Origin of the sequence: Pseudomonas sp. UBA1879 (assembly GCF_002338065.1) — a bacterium.
In the GTDB taxonomy this organism is placed as follows: domain Bacteria; phylum Pseudomonadota; class Gammaproteobacteria; order Pseudomonadales; family Pseudomonadaceae; genus Aquipseudomonas.
The window spans coordinates 37,080-55,005 of the sequence record NZ_DDHJ01000026.1 but is presented as its reverse complement, the minus strand read 5'-3'; the positions used below and the strand labels follow the sequence as shown (position 1 = coordinate 55,005).

Sequence of the window (17,926 nt, the reverse complement as noted above, 5' to 3'; positions counted from 1 at the left end):
CAGTGGAAGCAGAATACAAAGGGCGAAGCGTCGGCGGCTAAAGCTCGCCCAGCCGGGCGCGGCAATGGGACAGGGTGTCGCGCAGCAGGAAGTTGACCATCGTCGGTGAGGTGCCGATGACCTTGGCCACATCACGCTGGGTGTAGCCCTGGATCTGGCTGAGGTTGAAAACGATGCGCATGCGCTTGGGCAGCTCGTTGAGGGCGCCGACCAGTTGGGTCAGCGATTCGCGCCCCGCCAAGACACGCTCGGGCGATACCTCGAAACGCGGCGGCTCGTCGAGTTCTGCTTCGGCGCCGTGACTGCGCTCCAGTCGCTGACGACGCAACCGGTCGATGGCCAGGTTGCGCACCACACGAAACATGTAGCGGGCAGGCTCGATGGAGGACAGGTCGCTTTCGAGCATCTTCACGAAAGCGTCCTGCACCACGTCTTCGGCACGGGCACGGCAACCGAGGAACTTGGCGGCCAGTCGCAACAGCCCTTCGCGATGGGTGTTGTAAGTGCCCATCAGTGCGTCGAGACGAGGATCGGTCGGGCCAAGAGACCCGCCCGAGCAGGCGGCGCGCACACGTGTGAGCTGGCTCATTGCAGGTTGAAAACCCATCTTGTTCGACATCCCTGGTAACAAAGAGACGCGAAGGATAACGCAAACGATTCTCATTGCAACGTAAGAAAATTTACCGATTGGTGAAACTTTCGCTATAAGCACGAGGTCGGTTTCTCGCCAACGGTGTAAAGGCGAAATACTGGCAAACCCGGTCTATCTTGTTGATCAACAACGATATTTACTCTCGATCGAGCCCTTGGACGTAGGAGACGCCGGATACTAATTGCCCCCCTCGCGCTCAGCAGAGGCACTATCGAATACACCACACATCCTGTAGGAGACGCCGGAGGCACGACGCCAGCGAGCTGGCGCGCTGCGTCGGCAAACCGGCGCACGCGGTCTAATTGATCCTCCTCACACGGCCCCAACGGTGAACCTTTCTCACCCCAAAACGCTCACTAGTCCTGAGACCGACCACAGGACGTCCCATGGGCCGACACGCCAACACTTCCCTTCTCGTGCCGCGCATCGAGCGTGAACTGAGCCCGCGTGCCGTGCTGACAGGCGCTGTGTTAGGCATCCTGCTGACGCCCTCGAATGTCTACGCCGGCCTCAAAATCGGCTGGTCGTTCAACATGTCGATCATCGCGCTGTTGATCGGCTTCGGGATCTGGCAGAGCCTCGCCCGTCGCAATCATCGGCAGCCCCCGTGGACCCTCCACGAAAGCAACATCAACCAGACCGTCGCCTCAGCCGCCGCATCGATCATCTCGGGCGGGCTGGTGGCACCGATCCCCGCGTACACCCTGCTCACCGGCCAGCAACTCGACCCCCTCCCCATGATGGCGTGGGTGTTTTCCGTGAGTTTTCTCGGCATCTGGATCGCCTGGTACCTGCGCCCTACCCTGCTCAACGACAACGGCCTGAAGTTTCCCGAAGGCATGGCCACGCTGGAAACCCTTCAGCACATTTACCGCCACGGGCAGGAAGCCGTTACCCGCATCAAGGTGCTGTTCAGCGCCGCGTTACTGTCGGGCCTCGTGAAGTGGATCGACGACTTCATCTGGGCCATTCCGCGTTGGGCTCCCACGGCGCCGTTGGAACGGCTGACGTTCACGCTCGACCCGTCGCTCCTGCTGATTGGCTTCGGTGGAATCATCGGCATTCGCGTTGGGCTGAGCCTGCTGCTCGGCGCGCTAGTGGCGTGGGGGGGGTTGTCACCGTGGCTGATCGATCACGGCTGGGTGCTGTTGGCGCCGGACGCCAACGGCCCCCAGTTCGCCAAACTGGTGGAATGGCTGCTGTGGCCGGGGGTCAGCCTGATGGTGTGTTCGACGCTGACCGCCTTGGGCGTGCGGCTCTTCATCGCGCCCAAAGCCAAACGGGGACCTGAAGAACGACGCGCCCGAGCCCCTTTTTCAACAGGCCCGATCGCCGGTCTGTTGCTGGCGATTGCGCTGGTGGTGGGCTTGCAGGCCTTGCTGTTTGGCATTGACCTGTGGATGGCGCTGCTGAGCATTCCGTTGGCCATCTGCCTGGCGGTCGTCGCTGCGCGGGTGGTGGGCGCCACGGGCATTGCCCCCATCGGCGCCATCGGCAAGCTGTCGCAGCTGACCTTCGGCCTGATCGCGCCCGGCCAGGTGCCGATCAACCTCATGAGCGCCAATACAGCAGGCGGCGCGGCTGGACAGTCCACCGACCTGATGAACGATTTCAAGGTGGGCCTGGCCATCGGCGCAACGCCAAAAAATCAGGTCGTCGCTCAATGCATCGGCATTTTCATCGGCAGCGTGGTCGGGGTGCTGGTGTACCTTGCGTTGATTCCCGATCCCCAGCACATGCTGCTCACCGAACAATGGCCCGCCCCTGCCGTCGCCACGTGGAAAGCCGTGGCCGAAACCCTGACCCACGGTTTGGGCTCGCTGACACCGCAGATCCGCTGGGCGATCATCGTCGGCGGTCTGATCGGTGTGCTACTGGGTGCGTTCGACAGCCTGTTGCCGCAACGCACGGCGCGTTGGCTCCCGAGTTCGGCGGCGCTGGGTCTGGCGTTCGTCTTGCCGGCCTCTACCTCGCTGATGATGGGGCTCGGTGCGGTATTGACCTGGGCGGTGAGCCGCCAATGGCCGAGCCTCACCGAGCGATTCGCGATCACGGCTGCGGCCGGACTGATCGCCGGTGAAAGCATGACGGGCGTCGGTGCCTCGTTCTGGGCGATGTTCCAGAACCTGTGAGTGCCGTTCGTCTATCGGAGTCAACACATCCACGGCTCACGCTTCAAAGCCCTGGAGTATCGATGGCGTCGATAACGAACATACACACGAAGGCCGTTCATTTTCCCCACTCGGATCGGGATCATGTCGGCACCGAATCATTGAACAAGGATTTCACCCCATGTCCGTCAACATGTCCATTTTGCTGATGCTGATCGTTTCCTTCTCCATCGCACTGGCAGGCGTCGGTCACGTCTGACCGCCGAGTCGCTCTGTCGGCGGCCAGATCCCGAACGCGCGCCTACCCACGCGATGAATGTCAGTGGGCTGACGGCGTCACTCGTGAAACGCCGCGACCGTCTGCTTGCTTCCCACGAAGAAACTGTCGGCCACAATGCGCAACGGCTGCAGATCGAGATCGCTGCGTCCCTCAGCGATGAGGCTTGCAAAATGCCGGTACATCGCCGGGTATTCGCCCTCTTCGGACACCTTCTGCGCGACGCCATCGAGACTGACCTGTGCCCCGCCCGAATCCAGACGTAGCACACTGTCATCGCTCTGCAGTTCGATGCGCCACAGCTCGTTGACACTGTGGTCAAAATCTAATTCCGCCGTCACCGGCACTTGGCCGCCACGCAGGTTCAACGACGCCGCGATGGGTGATTGGCAATTGCTCGGCACGCTCAACGCAGCAGCGTCGACGAACAGCGCGTCGGGCAGCAAATCAGTGACGATGGACAGTGCGTTAATCCCCGGATCGAACACCCCCAACCCGCCCGCCTGCCAGATCCACGCCTGGCCCGGGTGCCACTTGCGCACCTGCTCTTTCCACTCGATGCGCACCTGTTTGAGTTGCCGGCCTTCCAGCCAGGCTCTGGCATTGAGCACACCCGGCGCGAAGCGCGAATGCCAGGCGAACAGGCCGCTGACCCCGGCACGCTCGACCTCGTCGATCAACGCCATGGCTTCGCCCAGTGTCGAGCACGGCGGCTTTTCCACCAGTACGTGCTTGCCGGCTTTCAGCGCTTCTTGCACCAGCGCGAAACGCCCTTGAGGCGGGGTGCAAAACGCGATCGCGTCCACCTGCGGCCCTTTCGCCAGCAGCTCGGTCAGCGAACCGAAGTTCTGCACGTCCGGGCAATGGGCGCCCAGCGTGGCTACTGCCACCAGCTCGAACTGCGGGTTGGCGTGGATCGCCGGCACATGCTGGTCCTGCGCAATCTTGCCGTAGCCCACCAGCCCTAAACGAATCGGATGCATCGATGACTCCTGTGATCGTGTCGTGGTCATGTACAGACCCGCCCTGGCCGAGCGCGCCTGAAAATCGAATCAATGAACAGCGCTTTGCTGATATTCCCGAGGAGTGCAGCCGAACTCCCGGCGAAACACGGTGTGCAGGTATTGCGCGGATTTAAAACCGCAATGCTGGGCGATGTCGGCGATGGCGGAATCGGTCTTTTCCAGCCGTGACGCCGCTGCCGCGAGTTTGAAGCCGAGGATTTCGTCATGCACGCTGCAACCGCGTTCCTTGCGGAAATGCGCTTCCAGCGAGGAACGGGAAATCCCGACATAGCCCGCGACTTGCGCGGTCTTGATCCCCTGACAGGCGTATTGCCGGATGAAATGCAGGGCCTGCATCACATAAGGATTGCCCAGCGGCTGATGCAGACTCGAAGCCTGCACGTTGATCGCCTCGGGGGGCACCAGAATCTGATGGGTCGTCGAGGGCATGCCGTGGAGCATCTGGTGCAGCATGTGCGCGGCCATCCGGCCCATGCTTTGCGTGCCTTGAATCACTGAACTCAAGGGCACGCGCGTGAGGGTGCGGGTCAACGGGTCGTTATCGATGCCGATCAGCGCCACCTGCTCCGGCACGGCAATGCCCGCCGTCAGACAGGCCTGCAACAGTTGTCGGGCACGGGCGTCGCTGACAGCGATGATGCCAATGGGCTTGGGCAGGCTGTGCAGCCAGGCGATCTGTTGTTCGACGGCGCTGTCCCAAAGCGGCGCACTGGTGCTCAGGCCGCGATAGACCTCACCGCGCAGGCCGTCGCGCTTCAACAGGCGGCGGAATGCGGCTTCCCGCTCCTGAGCCCAGCGGTTGCTCTGCGCTTCGGGCAGGCTGAAGCAGGCAAAACGGGTCAGCCCGGCCTCGATCAGGTGCTCGTACGCCATCTTGATCAGGGCGAAATTGTCAGTGGCGACGTAGGGGATGTTCGCAGGATAGGCGCGAGAATCTTCATAGGAACCGCCGACGGCGACCACCGGCAGTTTGCTGTGGGCCAGGGCTTCGCCAATCAGCGGGTCGTCGAAATCGGCGATGATCCCGTCGCCCTGCCAGCGCTCGATGCCTTTCAAACGGCAGAGAAAGTCCTCCTCCAGGAACAGATCCCAGGACGCGCGGGTGCTGCTGAGGTAATCCCCGATGCCGGTGATGATGCCGCGATCGTAGATCTTGCTGCCGTTGAACAGCAGCGCAATACGGTGAACGGGCGGGACGGTTTTCATTGTTTTCTCCCGGGCCTGCGAAACAGGTCGGCACAGACTAGGCCTGCGCACGGCGAATCTCAATACTCAAAATCGAACACTGCGTTGGTGATTTTCGTAATCGGCAGCGGCCACCCCGTTGCTAGTATCGGGGCATCGCCAAGAACAATAAGGAAATACCTCGATGCCCTGCTTTCCCGAAATCGACACGATTCGCTACGAAGGCCCCCAAAGCGATTCCCCCCTTGCCTTTCGCTATTACGACGCCGACAAGTTGATACTCGGCAAACCGATGCGCGAGCACCTGCGCATGGCTGCGTGCTACTGGCACACCTTCGTCTGGCCGGGGGCCGACATGTTCGGCGTCGGCACCTTCAAGCGCCCATGGATCAAAGCGGGGGACGCCATGGAGGTTGCGCGCTTCAAGGCCGAAGCCGCCTTCGAATTCTTCTCCAAGCTGGGCATCGACTACTACAGCTTCCACGACACTGACGTCGCCCCCGAAGGCGCAAACCTCAAGGAATACACCCGCAATTTCGCGCAGATGGTCGATGAACTCGAACGCCATCAGCAACAGAGCGGCCTCAAGCTGTTGTGGGGCACGGCCAACTGCTTCAGCAACCCGCGTTTTGCCGCCGGGGCCGCGAGCAATCCCGACCCGGAAGTGTTCGCCTTCGCCGCCGCCCAGGTGTTCAACGCGATGAATGCCACGCAACGGCTGAACGGCGCGAACTACGTGCTGTGGGGCGGTCGCGAAGGCTACGAGACCCTGCTCAATACCGACCTCAAGCGCGAGCGCGAGCAGCTCGGCCGCTTCATGCAGATGGTGGTCGAACACAAGCACAAGATCGGCTTCAAGGGCGATCTGCTGATCGAGCCCAAACCCCAGGAGCCCACCAAGCATCAATACGATTACGACAGCGCCACGGTCTTCGGCTTTCTGCAGCAGTTCGGGCTGGAAAAAGAGATCAAGGTCAACATCGAGGCCAACCACGCGACCCTGGCGGGCCACAGCTTCCATCACGAAATCGCCACGGCGGCCTCCCTCGGCATCTTCGGCAGCATCGACGCCAACCGCGGTGATCCACAGAACGGCTGGGACACCGATCAGTTCCCCAACAGCGTCGAAGAACTGACCCTCGCCACCTACGAAATTCTCAAGGTCGGTGGCTTCCAGAACGGTGGCTATAACTTCGATTCGAAGGTGCGCCGCCAGAGTCTCGACGAAATCGACTTGTTTTATGGCCATGTCGCGGCGATGGACGTGCTCGCCCTGTCCCTCGAACGCGCCGCCGCGATGGTGCAGAACGATGTGTTGGAACAGTTCAAGACCCAGCGCTACGCCGGCTGGGATCAACCGTTCGGGCGCGCGGTGCTGACCGGCGACTTCAGCCTCGAATCCCTTGCACAACACGCCCTAGACAACGATCTCAATCCGCAGGCCGTCAGTGGCCGACAGGAAATGCTCGAAGGCGTTGTGAACCGGTTTATCTACCGCTGACGTCATTCACCGGGAGTTGAACCTGAGGGAGCCGGCTTGCCGGCGTAAGCGTCCGGTCAATGACATTGATGTTGCTGATCCACCGCTTTCGCCAGCACGCCGGCTCCCACAGGTTGAGTGGGTTGCCGGCAAGTTCCCACGAAGACGTGGTGACAAACTCGCGACAATTCTCTGCATCACGTCGTCACTGAAGTCTCTACAGTTTTATCCGCGATACGCTCATGAAGTGCCTCTAAACAACAATAAAAGGACGCACCCCAATGAAGAACCTGAAACGCACCTTGCTCGCCTCTGCCCTGGCTTTGCTCAGTCTGCCGGTCATGGCGGATTCAGCCCATCCAAAAATCGGCTTTTCCATCGATGACCTGCGTCTCGAACGCTGGTCCCGCGACCGCGATTACTTCGTCGCGGCGGCTGAGAAAATGGACGCCAAAGTGTTCGTGCAATCGGCGGACGCCAACGAGCAGAAGCAGATTTCACAGATCGAAAACCTGATCTCACGGGGCGTCGACGTCATCGTCATCGTGCCGTTCAACGCCACCGTGCTGACCAACGCCGTGGCCGAAGCCAAGAAGGCCGGCATCAAGGTCGTGTCTTATGACCGGCTGATTCTCAATGCCGACATCGACGCCTACATTTCCTTCGATAACGAGAAAGTAGGCGAAATGCAGGCCTCGGGCGTCCTCAAGGCCGCGCCCAAAGGCAATTATTTCTTGCTCGGTGGCGCGCCCACCGACAACAACGCCAAGGTGCTGCGCGAAGGCCAGATGAAGGTGCTGCAACCGGCCATCGACAAGGGCGACATCAAGATCGTCGGCCAGCAATGGGTCAAGGAATGGAACCCCACTGAAGCCTTGAGCATCGTCGAAAACGCCCTGACCAAGAACGGCAACAAGATCGACGGCATCGTCGCTTCCAACGATGCCACCGCGGGCGGCGCGATTCAGGCCCTCGCCGCGCAGAAGCTCGCGGGCAAAGTGCCGATTTCGGGTCAGGACGCTGACCTGGCAGCGGTCAAACGGGTCATCGACGGCACTCAGACCATGACCGTGTACAAGCCCCTCAAACTCATCGCCTCTGAGGCCGCCAAGCTGTCGGTGCAACTGGCACGCAACGAGAAACCGGCCTTCAGCTCGCAATACGACAACGGCACCAAGAAGGTCGATACCCTGCTCCTGACGCCCACGGCGTTGACCAAGGACAACATCGATTTGCTGGAGAAGGACGGGTTCTACACCAAGGATCAGATGGCGGGGAAATAGCGGTTTTCAACACGTCTGTCACACGCTCACCCTTGTAGGAGCGTGGCGTGTCCCGCGAACGGCGGGGTACCCGTCGTCAGTCCTGTAGCTACGGTGTGCCTGACACACCGTGCCTGTTGAATTCACGACTGCTGCACCGCCGTTCGCGGAACACGCCACGCTCCTACACCGGAGATCCGGCCTGCCCTGGAATACCCGCCATGTTCGACTACCTGTTGCAAATGAACGGCATCGTCAAAACCTTTGGCGGTGTCAAAGCCCTCAATGGCATCGATATCAAGGTGCGTCCCGGCGAATGCGTCGGCCTGTGCGGTGAGAACGGTGCAGGCAAATCGACGCTGATGAAGGTGCTGTCGGCGGTCTACCCCTACGGCACCTGGGAAGGCGAGATTGTCTGGGACGGCCAGCCCCTGAAGGCGCAGTCCATCAGCGAAACCGAGGCTGCCGGGATCGTCATCATTCATCAGGAATTGACCCTCGTCCCCGATCTTTCGGTGGCGGAAAACATCTTCATGGGTCACGAACTGACGCTGCCCGGTGGGCGCATGAATTACCCGGCGATGATCCACCGCGCCGAAGCGTTGATGCGCGAACTCAAAGTGCCGGACATGAACGTCTCGCTGCCGGTGTCGCAATACGGCGGCGGGCATCAGCAACTGGTGGAAATCGCCAAGGCGCTGAACAAGCAAGCCCGCCTGCTGATCCTCGATGAGCCCTCCTCGGCCCTGACCCGCTCGGAAATCGAGGTGCTGCTGGACATCATTCGCGACCTCAAAGCCAAGGGTGTGGCCTGCGTCTACATCTCCCACAAGCTCGATGAAGTGGCCGCCGTCTGCGACACCATTTCGGTGATCCGCGACGGCAAACACATCGCCACCACGGCCATGGCCGATATGGATATCGCGAAGATCATCACGCAAATGGTCGGCCGCGAGATGAGCAACCTCTACCCTACCGAGCCCCACGACATCGGCCAAGTGATCTTCGAAGCGCGCCACGTCACCTGCTACGACGTCGACAACCCCAAACGCAAACGGGTGGACAACATCTCCTTCAGCCTCAAGCGCGGAGAAATCCTCGGCGTGGCGGGCCTGGTCGGCGCGGGCAGGACCGAACTGGTGTCAGCGCTGTTCGGCGCTTACCCCGGTCGCTACGAGGCCGAGGTCTGGCTGGACGGCAAACCCATCGACACGCGCACGCCGCTCAAGTCGATTCGCGCCGGACTGTGCATGGTCCCCGAAGACCGCAAACGCCAAGGCATCATTCCCGACCTCGGCGTGGGCCAGAACATCACCCTTGCCGTGCTCGACAGCTTCGCCCACCTGACCCGCATCGACGCCGAAGCGGAACTGGGCAGCATCGACAAGGAAATCGCGCGCATGCACCTCAAGACCGCGAGCCCGTTTCTGCCGATCACCAGCCTCTCCGGCGGCAATCAGCAAAAGGCCGTGCTGGCCAAGATGCTGCTGACCCAGCCGCGCGTCCTGATCCTCGACGAGCCCACGCGCGGTGTCGATGTCGGCGCCAAGTACGAGATCTACAAACTGATGGGCGCGCTGGCGGCCAACGGTGTGTCGATCATCATGGTGTCGTCGGAGCTGGCCGAAGTCCTGGGGGTGTCGGACCGCGTGCTGGTGATCGGCGAAGGCCAGCTGCGCGGCGACTTCATCAATCAAGGCCTGACCCAGGAGCAAGTACTGGCCGCCGCCCTGCGCCCTGCGGGCCGCGATAACCCAAACGATCAGCCCCAAGCGGTGAGAGAAACGCGTACATGAATCAGCTCAAACACCTGTTCACTCGCTACAAAATGCTCGCCCTGGTCATCGCCATCGCGGTGATCTGGCTGTTCTTCAGTTGGCAGACCGAGGGCGGTTTTCTCACGCCGCGCAACCTCTCCAACCTGCTGCGGCAGATGTCCATCACCGGGATTCTGGCGTGCGGCATGGTGCTGGTGATCATCAGCGGCGAAATCGACCTGTCGGTCGGCTCGTTGCTGGGGCTACTCGGCGGCATGGCGGCGATCCTCGACGTGGTCTATCACGTGCCGCTGATCGTGAACCTTGGCGTCGTCGCGCTGTGCGGTCTGGCGATCGGCCTGGCCAACGGCTGCATGACCGCCTACCTGCGCATCCCTTCGTTCATTGTCGGGCTCGGTGGCATGTTGGCGTTTCGCGGGATTCTGCTGGGCATCACCGGTGGCACCACCATCGCCCCAGTGTCGCCGCAACTGGTGTACGTCGGCCAGGGGTATCTGCCGCCGCTGGTGGGCGTGATATTGGGCGTGCTGCTGTTTGCCCTGACGCTGTTCCTGACCTGGCGCCAGCGTCGCAATCGCGCCTTGCATGGCCTGGCAGCCCACGCCTTGCTGCGCGATGTGTTGCGGGTGATCGCCATCGGCGCGGTGCTCGCCGGTTTTGTCTACACCCTCAACAGCTACGACGGCATTCCGGTGCCGGTCTTACTGCTGTTGGTGCTGCTTGGCGTGTTCAGCTACATCACCAGCCAGACCGTGTTCGGTCGCCGGATCTACTCGGTGGGCAGCAACATGGAAGCCACGCGCCTGTCCGGCATCAACGTGCAGGCCGTGAAGCTGTGGATCTTCGGCATCATGGGCGTGATGTGCGCCCTCGCCGGCCTGGTCAACACCGCGCGGCTGGCGGCGGGATCCCCCTCGGCCGGTAACATGGGCGAACTCGACGCCATCGCCGCGTGCTTCATTGGCGGGACTTCCATGCGCGGCGGGTCGGGCACGGTCTATGGCGCGTTGCTCGGCGCGCTGGTGATCACCAGCCTCGACAACGGCATGTCGATGCTCGATGTCGACAGCTATTGGCAGATGATCGTCAAGGGCAGCATTCTGGTGCTGGCCGTGTGGGTCGACGTCAGCACGCGCACTGGCAGACGCTGAGTTCATTTTTAAAGCGCTCATGTGAGCCGCTTATCGTTCATAAGCAGACAGAAGAGGCGGTTTAACCTAAACTCCGCCTCTACTAAACGGCCATATATGGCCGTTTATCTGTGATAAGCCGCTCAAATAGGCCGTTTATGATGAGCTTCTTTCCCGTTGATTGCAGCGCGACACTCCAGCGAATCGGCTTATTGATCAAAGCCAACCGCCTGGCACAAAACATTCGCCAGCTTGATGTGGTAAGCCGTCTGGGCGTGCCGGAGAAGGTCCTTCGTCGTATTGAAAAAGGCGATCCCTCGGTCAATGTCGGCGCCTGGATGCTGGTGCTCTGGAATCTGGGCCTGATGGATCAGGTGTTTCGACCGGCCGACGAGACGTCGATATCGGTGTTGGCCCTGAAGGAAGACACGACCGGACGCCGCGCTCGCGTGCGCCGGGCCAAGGCTGAGGATTTCTGATGCCTAACGCTTATATCTACATGGAAGATCCGGCCACGGGCGAGGTATCGACCTTGGGCCGATTGACCCTGAACAGCGGAAAACCCGGCGAATTCATTTATTCCCCCTCAGCTCTGGAAGCCAAGGTGTGGGTGCCTGACCCGATCCGCTTTCCTCTCTCCGACCGGGTGTATACCGTCACCCGAAACCGGGGCGTTCCCGGTTTCATCGACGACGCGATTCCCGACGGTTGGGGCGAACGCATCCTGCAACGCCTGCAGCGCGATCCGGTGACCCGGTTCGACCTGCTGCTCGGCTCGCCCAACAGCGACCGAACCGGCAACCTCATGACCGGGCGCGAAACCCGGCCGCCTGCCGGAATCGGCCAGAAGCCCCTGCCTCGCCTTTCCGGGCTGGACGCGTTCATCGAGGCTTGCGAAGTGATCTACGACCGGGACCTGAGCGAGGAAGCGGTGAAGCAACTGGGGATTCGCGATCAACGCTCATCGGTCGGGGGTGCGCGGCCGAAAAGAACCTTTCTCGGCGAGCGAAAGCTGATTCTCGCCAAGCCACGGGACCGCTTCGATCAATTCGACCTGCCGCCCCTGGAACACGCCTGCATGACCTTTGCCGCTAAAAAAGGCCTGCGCGTGGCCAACACCTCGCTCTATCGGGATCAGAAAGGCAAAACGCTGTTGGTGGAGCGCTTCGACCGGGTGTACGCCAACGGCCGGTTCCGGCGCACGCCGATGCTCAGCGGCCTGACACTGCTGGACACCGACTGGCACATCGTCGATATGCGCGCGCGATCCTACGCACGCTTGGCCGACGAGCTGTACCGCAGAAACGTGCCGGACGACGATCGCCGTGAGCTGTTTACGCGCATGGTGTACAACGCGCTGGTGGGCAATGCCGACGATCATCCGCGCAACCACGCCATCCTCTATACCGAGGGCATGTGGCGGCTGTCACCGATGTTTGACGTACTGCCGCTGCTTGATGAGGGGCCCGCGCGCCAGCTGTCGATGTCGGTCGGCATCGATGGCCCCCGCATCTCTCGCGCCAATCTGTTGAGCCAGCACGAGCATTTTGCGCTGACCCTGGCTGAAGCCGAACACACCCTTGAAGAAGTGGCCAGCTGGGCTGACGCGCTCAAGGATCACTACGCGGACTTTCTTCAGGGCGAAGATTTACGGCTGGCCCAAGCAGCCACGACGTCGGCGTTCATTCTGGGCTAAGGCGCGTGGCCGAAGGGTGAGCGCAGGTCCGATGATGGGCGGGCGCGAGCGACGCCCCTGCCTTCCCGATTCAACGCCCGTCGAGCAATTCCCCTGCCTTGTCCAGCAAGCCCAACGGGTCGTCGGTCTTGTGAATGTCCACTGACAGCAGCTGACGAAACTTGCGTGCGCCAGGAAAACCGGTGCCCAGACCCAGCACGTGACGGGTGATGTGGTGCATCGAACCGCCGTCGCGCAAGTGGGCTTCGACGTAAGGGCGTAATTGCGCCAAGGCCTCGGCGCGGGAGACTTGTGGCGCATGGCTGCCAAACAGCGCGCGATCGACCTCAGCCAGCAGATAGGGATTGTGATACGCCTCGCGGCCCAGCATGACCCCGTCGAACGTCTGCAAATGCTCGCGGCATTGCTCAAGGGTCTTGATGCCGCCGTTGAGGATGAACTCGAGGTCGGGGAAATCCTGCTTCAACTGCGCCGCGATGTCGTAGCGCAACGGCGGAATCTCGCGGTTTTCCTTGGGCGACAGGCCTTCGAGGATGGCGATACGGGCGTGCACGGTGAAGCGGGTGCATCCCGCGTCACGCACGATGCCGACGAACTCACAGAGCTGCTCATAGCTGTCCCGGCCGTTGATGCCGATGCGATGCTTAACGGTCACGGGAATCGACACGGCGTCGCGCATGGCCTTCACGCAGTCGGCGACCAACTGCGGATGGCCCATCAACACCGCGCCGATCAGGTTGTTCTGCACCCGGTCGCTCGGGCAGCCGACGTTGAGGTTGACCTCGTCATACCCCGCCGCCTCAGCCAGACGCGCGCAGGCGGCCAGGTCCGCCGGGTGACTGCCGCCCAGTTGCAAGGCCAGGGGATGCTCGGTCTGGTCGTGGCGCAGGAAGCGCTCACTGTCGCCGTGCAGCAGCGCGCCGGTGGTGACCATTTCGGTGTACAGCAGCGCGTGCTTCGACAGCAGGCGCAGGAAATACCGGCAATGGCGATCCGTCCAGTCCATCATCGGCGCGACGCTGAATGTTATGGAGGGAATACCTTGATTCAATAGAGGGTGGTCGTCGGAGCGATTCAATTTCAGCCTTCAGGCGTGGCAGGCCTGCGCACGCGGTATGCAAAGGGTGTTGGCGTGCGGCGGGTGATTCAGGATCTGAACAGGGCCGCACTCGGTGGCGGGCATTGTAATGGTTCCTGGCGATCATCGCTGGGCAAAAACCGCTGAAGGCGGGAACCGGCCCCTGCGCCCCGACGAACGATCCCTCCGCCCATCACCAGCCATCGAACGCTTGTAAAGCCTTTTGAATTATCCCGCGAGCGCCCTCTCTGACTTACATATCAAGAAAAGTCAGCAGGTCTTCCATGACAGCCTTACAGCGTTTATCGCACGCCTCTGCCACCGCACAGCCCCCACTCAGCGACGTGAAATCGCTCTATGGTCGGCTGCTTCGCGCCCCGACCGCCGACAGTGCCGAGGCCGCCCGGCGGTTTCTGGACCAACAGTTAGGCCTGGTGAAGCCGTTGCCGTCAGGCCTGCCGGCCGACCCTGCTGACTTCACTGCGTGGGTGACCCGCAACTGCCAGTCCGTTGCCGAACGCTACCGGGCCTACCTGGAAAGCCGGCATGCAGGCGAATCTCGGGCTTTCTTCAGCACCAAGGCCCACGCCTTGCATTTCTTGCAGCATGTCGCGCCGAGCAAGCTGGTGGACGGGGCCTGGCTGTACGGCAGCGTCCGGCACGCGGACGACTGGCGTTACCACGGGCTGATTCGCACCTACCTCGAAGAGCTGGGCGATGGCGACCCGGCGCTGAACCATGTGCTGCTCTATCGCACGCTGCTGGAAGAACACGATTGCGCCCCTACCGCGCACCTCGACGACGAGCTGTACCTGCAGGGCGCTCTACAGCTCGCCCTCGGCAGGCTGTCCGATGAGTATCTGCCGGAAGTGCTCGGCTACAACCTCGGCTATGAGCAGTTGCCGTTGCACTTGCTGATCACGGCGTTCGAGCTCAATGAACTGGGCATTGATCCGTACTATTTCACCTTGCACGTGACCATCGACAATGCCAGCACCGGCCATGCCCACAAGGCAGTGAAGGCGGTCATGGACCTGATGCCCACTGACGAGTCCCGCACGACCTTTCTGGAGCGTCTGCGTCATGGCTACCTGCTCAATGACTTGGGCCGAAATTCGACCGGCGTCATCGCCTCGTTCGATCTGGAAAACGAAGTCGTCGCGATGCTGGAAGCCAAGAGCACCTTTGGCCAGCACATGCATTCGGACTACTGCAAGCTCGAAGGCCGCACGGTCAATGAATGGCTGGCAACGCCGGGGCAGAGCCGGGCATTTCTCACCTCGCTGGAAAACCGCGGCTGGATCAAACGCCACGAAGACCCGAGCCATAGCCGTTTCTGGCAACTGATCGACGGCCCCGGCGCGGTGATGTTCGGGGTGTTCAGCGGCTATGAAATGCAGTTGCTCAACGACTGGATTGCCGGCGACTGGCGCGCAGACCAGGCGGTCGAGCGCAACAGCCCGTTCCGCGCGCGCTTTCGGCGTACCCCCGCTCAGGCTTCGAGCCCATCGCTGCCCCGTCGCACCCCGCCTCGACCGCTGGACGAGCTGATTCCGCTGATCGCGCCTGAGGCGCATCCGACACCCGAAGGCCTTGCGGCTACCCTGGCATTCGCCCGGCAACTTTCCCACGGAGGCCTGACCCGATGACCGTTCCTGGAGCACTCGACCTGCCGCAAAACGCCTCCGACATGGACGAAAGCCATGACCTTGCCCTCCTCCAATTGGGTCAGTACCTGCAAGCGGAGGATTATCGCTTCGTCACCGTCACGCCTCTTTCGCATCAGCGGGTGAACCAGCGGGAAGAGAACCGCGTGGCCCAGGACCTGCGGGGTATTTTTGGCTGGAGCCGACCTTTCGAAAATGGCCTGTTGCCGCCCGACACCCTTGAAGCCTTGCTCGACAGCGGCGTGATTCGCGCCCGCGCCGGGATGTGGGTCAGTGACGTGCGCTGGTCTAGCCTCGATGACGCGCTGTTCGTCCACTCGAGCTTCCCCACCGTGGCCCACGACTCAGTATTTTTCGGCCCCGACACCTACCGATTTGCCCAAGCCATCGAGGCTCACTTGAGCACGTCAACGCATACCATTCGTACCGCCGTGGACATCGGCTGTGGCAGTGGCGTCGGCGCGATCCTGATTGCGAAGGCGCGACGTCACGCCAACGTGCTCGCTGTGGACATCAACCCGACCGCCCTGCGCTTCACGGCGGTGAATGCGTCGCTGGCCGGGACCGAGAACGTCTCGGCCTGGCACAGCGACATTCTGGCCAGCACCACAGGGGAATTCGACCTGATCGTTGCCAACCCGCCCTACATGCAGGACACCCAGCAGCGTGCCTACCGCCACGGCGGGGATCAGCTTGGCTCTGAGCTGTCCGTACGGATTCTGGCCCAGGCCATCGACCGGCTAGCACCGGGCGGCAGCGTATTGCTGTACACCGGCGCGCCCTCGGTGGGCGGTGTGGACCTGTTTCTGCAACAGGCGCATGGCTTGATCGAGCGCGCTGACCTGGCTTGGTCTTATCGCGAAATGGACCCCGACGTCTTCGGCGAAGAACTGGAAACGGACACCTATAAAGAGGCAGAACGCATTGCGGCGGTGGTGCTGACCGTCACACGCCTGAACTGACTTTCATGTGGATATCGACAGGAGACCTTTCCATGATGCAAAAGCCGACCCTTGCTGCACTGTCACTCGCGGCGCTGTGCGCACTGTCCAGTTACGTAAATGCTGCTGACGGGCCGAGTGTAAAAGTCGACCGACCGGGCGCAGGTGTGCAGGAAATCAAGGCAGGGGACGTCGTCCCCGATGAATACCAACGCAGCAGCCTCTCCCTCAAAGACTGGAAAAGCAGGCACCTGAAAGCGCCTGAGAAGAACGAGCAATGGGTGGAGATTGGCGGAAAGTATGCGCTGGTCAGCATCCCGACGGGCACCGTCAAAGAGATGGTCAACAAGTAAGACAGGTCGCGGTCAAACCCTTTCCTTCACATAAAAAAAGCCCGTGCATGCACGGGCTAAAAACACTCGGCTCGGGCTACGGCCGGCCAAGCAAGCCCTGTTTGAAGCGCTGAATGAACAGCGAAGTGTGCAAACCCCGTGTGCAGGCAATCGCCTGCGCATCGAAGCGTCGTGCACACTTGCCAAATTCACGGCTCACCAGGTCATCAAGACGGGGGAGTCGTGCAGATGCGTTTTCGGGTGTCGGGGCCATGACGTCATCCTGTTCAGAACAGTGAAATCAAAAAGGTGGCCACAGCGTGAATCCGCCGTGGCCTGCAGGGTTTTACAGCGAAGGTTTCAGATCGGGATCTTCACCCTGCGCCAAGCCTGAGCCAAGGTCTGCGCCGGTGACCGGATCGGCCGCCAGGTTGGATTTGGTCCGTTCCTTGAGCATGGTCAGCGTGACGGCATCCTCTTCGCTCAGTTCGACAGTCGCCATGCCATCACCACCGTCTACCGCAGGATGTGGGTTCTCAACGTATTCGAATTCAGCGTCGCTGTTCCACGGCCCACGAACGTTCGGCTCGCCGTTGGACATGCTGAAGTAGGTACGGCTGAATTCCGGCATGCCCGGCAATTTGCCCTGCGGGAAGTTTGGCTGGATCGAGTGCAATGCTTTCTCGAACGACAACTGGTGAGCGATTTCCCGCGTCATCAAAAAGCCCAACGCTTCTTTGATGCCTGGGTCGGTGGTCACGTTGATCAGGCGTTCGTACACGATCTTCGCCCGCGCTTCGGCGGCGATGTTCGAACGGAAATCGGCTGTCGGCTCACCGATGGTGTCGATGTACGCCGCAGTCCACGGCACGCCTGCCGAGTTCACCAGTGGCGCACCACCGCCGTACAGCAGGCTGGTGATGTGGGAATCGTTACCGGCGCCATTGATCTCACGATACAACTCACCCTCGGCCTGCACGCCTTCGGCGAGTTTGCCTTTGCCGCCCTTGTTCAACATCACGATGATCGAGCCGATGATTTCGAGGTGGCTCAGCTCTTCGGTAGCGATGTCGAGCAGCAAATCCTTGCGACCTGGATCTTCTTCAGCCAGTGCTTGGGTGAAATAACGGGCGGCCGCCGCCAGTTCACCCTGTGCGCCGCCAAATTGCTCAAGCAGCAAGTTGGCGAGACCTGGGTTAGGTTCAGCGACACGCACGGTGTATTGAAGTCGTTTGTTATGCAAGAACATAGGGGTATTCCTTTAATAGGACTAATTGGCAGCAAGGCATGTCAGCAAGACATTTGCCGCTCA

General features: G+C 61.3%; 15 protein-coding genes. 10 read left to right on the top strand and 5 right to left on the bottom strand.

Translation table 11 applies throughout. The features are described 5' to 3' along the window. Positions 1–37: 37 nt before the first annotated feature. Positions 38–589 (bottom strand): sigma-70 family RNA polymerase sigma factor, encoded by a 552-nt coding sequence (locus B3N48_RS26575; protein WP_296188792.1) that lies wholly within the window; start codon positions 587–589, stop codon positions 38–40. A gap of 449 nt (positions 590–1,038) precedes the next feature. Between B3N48_RS26575 and B3N48_RS26570 the strand changes: the two genes are divergently transcribed. Next, positions 1,039–2,784 (top strand): OPT family oligopeptide transporter, encoded by a 1,746-nt coding sequence (locus B3N48_RS26570; protein ID WP_296188791.1) that lies wholly within the window; start codon positions 1,039–1,041, stop codon positions 2,782–2,784. A gap of 315 nt (positions 2,785–3,099) precedes the next feature. Here the strand turns inward: B3N48_RS26570 and B3N48_RS26565 are convergent, their stop codons facing one another. Both B3N48_RS26565 and B3N48_RS26560 read right to left on the bottom strand, forming a co-directional pair. Continuing rightward, positions 3,100–4,023, bottom strand: coding sequence for a Gfo/Idh/MocA family protein (locus B3N48_RS26565; protein ID WP_296188790.1), 924 nt, complete (start codon positions 4,021–4,023; stop codon positions 3,100–3,102). A gap of 69 nt (positions 4,024–4,092) precedes the next feature. After that, positions 4,093–5,271 (bottom strand): XylR family transcriptional regulator, encoded by a 1,179-nt coding sequence (locus B3N48_RS26560; protein ID WP_296188787.1) that lies wholly within the window; start codon positions 5,269–5,271, stop codon positions 4,093–4,095. A gap of 163 nt (positions 5,272–5,434) precedes the next feature. Here B3N48_RS26560 and xylA point away from each other — a divergent pair, with 163 nt between their 5' ends. The 6 genes from xylA (at position 5,435) to B3N48_RS26530 (ending at position 12,596) form a co-directional block, all read left to right on the top strand. Beyond that, complete coding sequence (gene xylA / locus B3N48_RS26555; RefSeq protein ID WP_296188785.1) at positions 5,435–6,751, top strand: xylose isomerase; 1,317 nt, start codon at positions 5,435–5,437, stop codon at positions 6,749–6,751. A 260-nt stretch (positions 6,752–7,011) separates the two neighbouring features. Further along, positions 7,012–8,013 (top strand): D-xylose ABC transporter substrate-binding protein, encoded by a 1,002-nt coding sequence (gene xylF, locus B3N48_RS26550; protein WP_296188783.1) that lies wholly within the window; start codon positions 7,012–7,014, stop codon positions 8,011–8,013. A gap of 200 nt (positions 8,014–8,213) precedes the next feature. Then, positions 8,214–9,788, top strand: a complete 1,575-nt coding sequence (gene xylG, locus B3N48_RS26545) for a D-xylose ABC transporter ATP-binding protein (RefSeq protein ID WP_296188781.1) — start codon at positions 8,214–8,216, stop codon at positions 9,786–9,788. Continuing rightward, complete coding sequence (locus B3N48_RS26540) at positions 9,785–10,921, top strand: sugar ABC transporter permease (RefSeq protein ID WP_296188780.1); 1,137 nt, start codon at positions 9,785–9,787, stop codon at positions 10,919–10,921. The genes xylG and B3N48_RS26540 overlap by 4 nt, the downstream gene beginning before the upstream one ends. Positions 10,922–11,112: 191 nt before the next feature. After that, positions 11,113–11,379, top strand: coding sequence for a hypothetical protein (locus B3N48_RS26535; protein WP_296188778.1), 267 nt, complete (start codon positions 11,113–11,115; stop codon positions 11,377–11,379). Beyond that, positions 11,379–12,596 carry a type II toxin-antitoxin system HipA family toxin gene (locus B3N48_RS26530; RefSeq protein ID WP_296188776.1) on the top strand — a complete coding sequence of 406 codons (1,218 nt, stop codon included), beginning with the start codon at positions 11,379–11,381 and terminating at the stop codon, positions 12,594–12,596. Before B3N48_RS26535 ends, B3N48_RS26530 begins: the two co-directional genes overlap by 1 nt. A 70-nt stretch (positions 12,597–12,666) precedes the next feature. Here the strand turns inward: B3N48_RS26530 and dusA are convergent, their stop codons facing one another. Continuing rightward, positions 12,667–13,647 (bottom strand): tRNA dihydrouridine(20/20a) synthase DusA, encoded by a 981-nt coding sequence (gene dusA, locus B3N48_RS26525; protein WP_296188841.1) that lies wholly within the window; start codon positions 13,645–13,647, stop codon positions 12,667–12,669. A gap of 311 nt (positions 13,648–13,958) precedes the next feature. Here dusA and B3N48_RS26520 point away from each other — a divergent pair, with 311 nt between their 5' ends. The 3 genes from B3N48_RS26520 to B3N48_RS26510 are packed head-to-tail and all read left to right on the top strand — an operon-like array spanning position 13,959 to position 16,635. Then, the gene (locus B3N48_RS26520; RefSeq protein WP_296188775.1) at positions 13,959–15,323 is read left to right on the top strand and encodes an iron-containing redox enzyme family protein; all 1,365 of its coding nucleotides are present in this window, start codon (positions 13,959–13,961) and stop codon (positions 15,321–15,323) included. Beyond that, on the top strand, positions 15,320–16,303 hold the full coding sequence (locus B3N48_RS26515; RefSeq protein WP_296188773.1) for a class I SAM-dependent methyltransferase: 984 nt from the start codon (positions 15,320–15,322) through the stop codon (positions 16,301–16,303). The genes B3N48_RS26520 and B3N48_RS26515 overlap by 4 nt, the downstream gene beginning before the upstream one ends. Positions 16,304–16,335: 32 nt before the next feature. Beyond that, positions 16,336–16,635 (top strand): RcnB family protein, encoded by a 300-nt coding sequence (locus B3N48_RS26510; RefSeq protein ID WP_296188771.1) that lies wholly within the window; start codon positions 16,336–16,338, stop codon positions 16,633–16,635. 325 nt (positions 16,636–16,960) lie between these two features. Here the strand turns inward: B3N48_RS26510 and B3N48_RS26505 are convergent, their stop codons facing one another. Continuing rightward, a complete protein-coding gene (locus B3N48_RS26505; RefSeq protein WP_296188769.1) occupies positions 16,961–17,863 on the bottom strand; it encodes a manganese catalase family protein in 903 nt (300 codons plus the stop codon). Between the last annotated feature and the right edge of the window lie 63 nt (positions 17,864–17,926).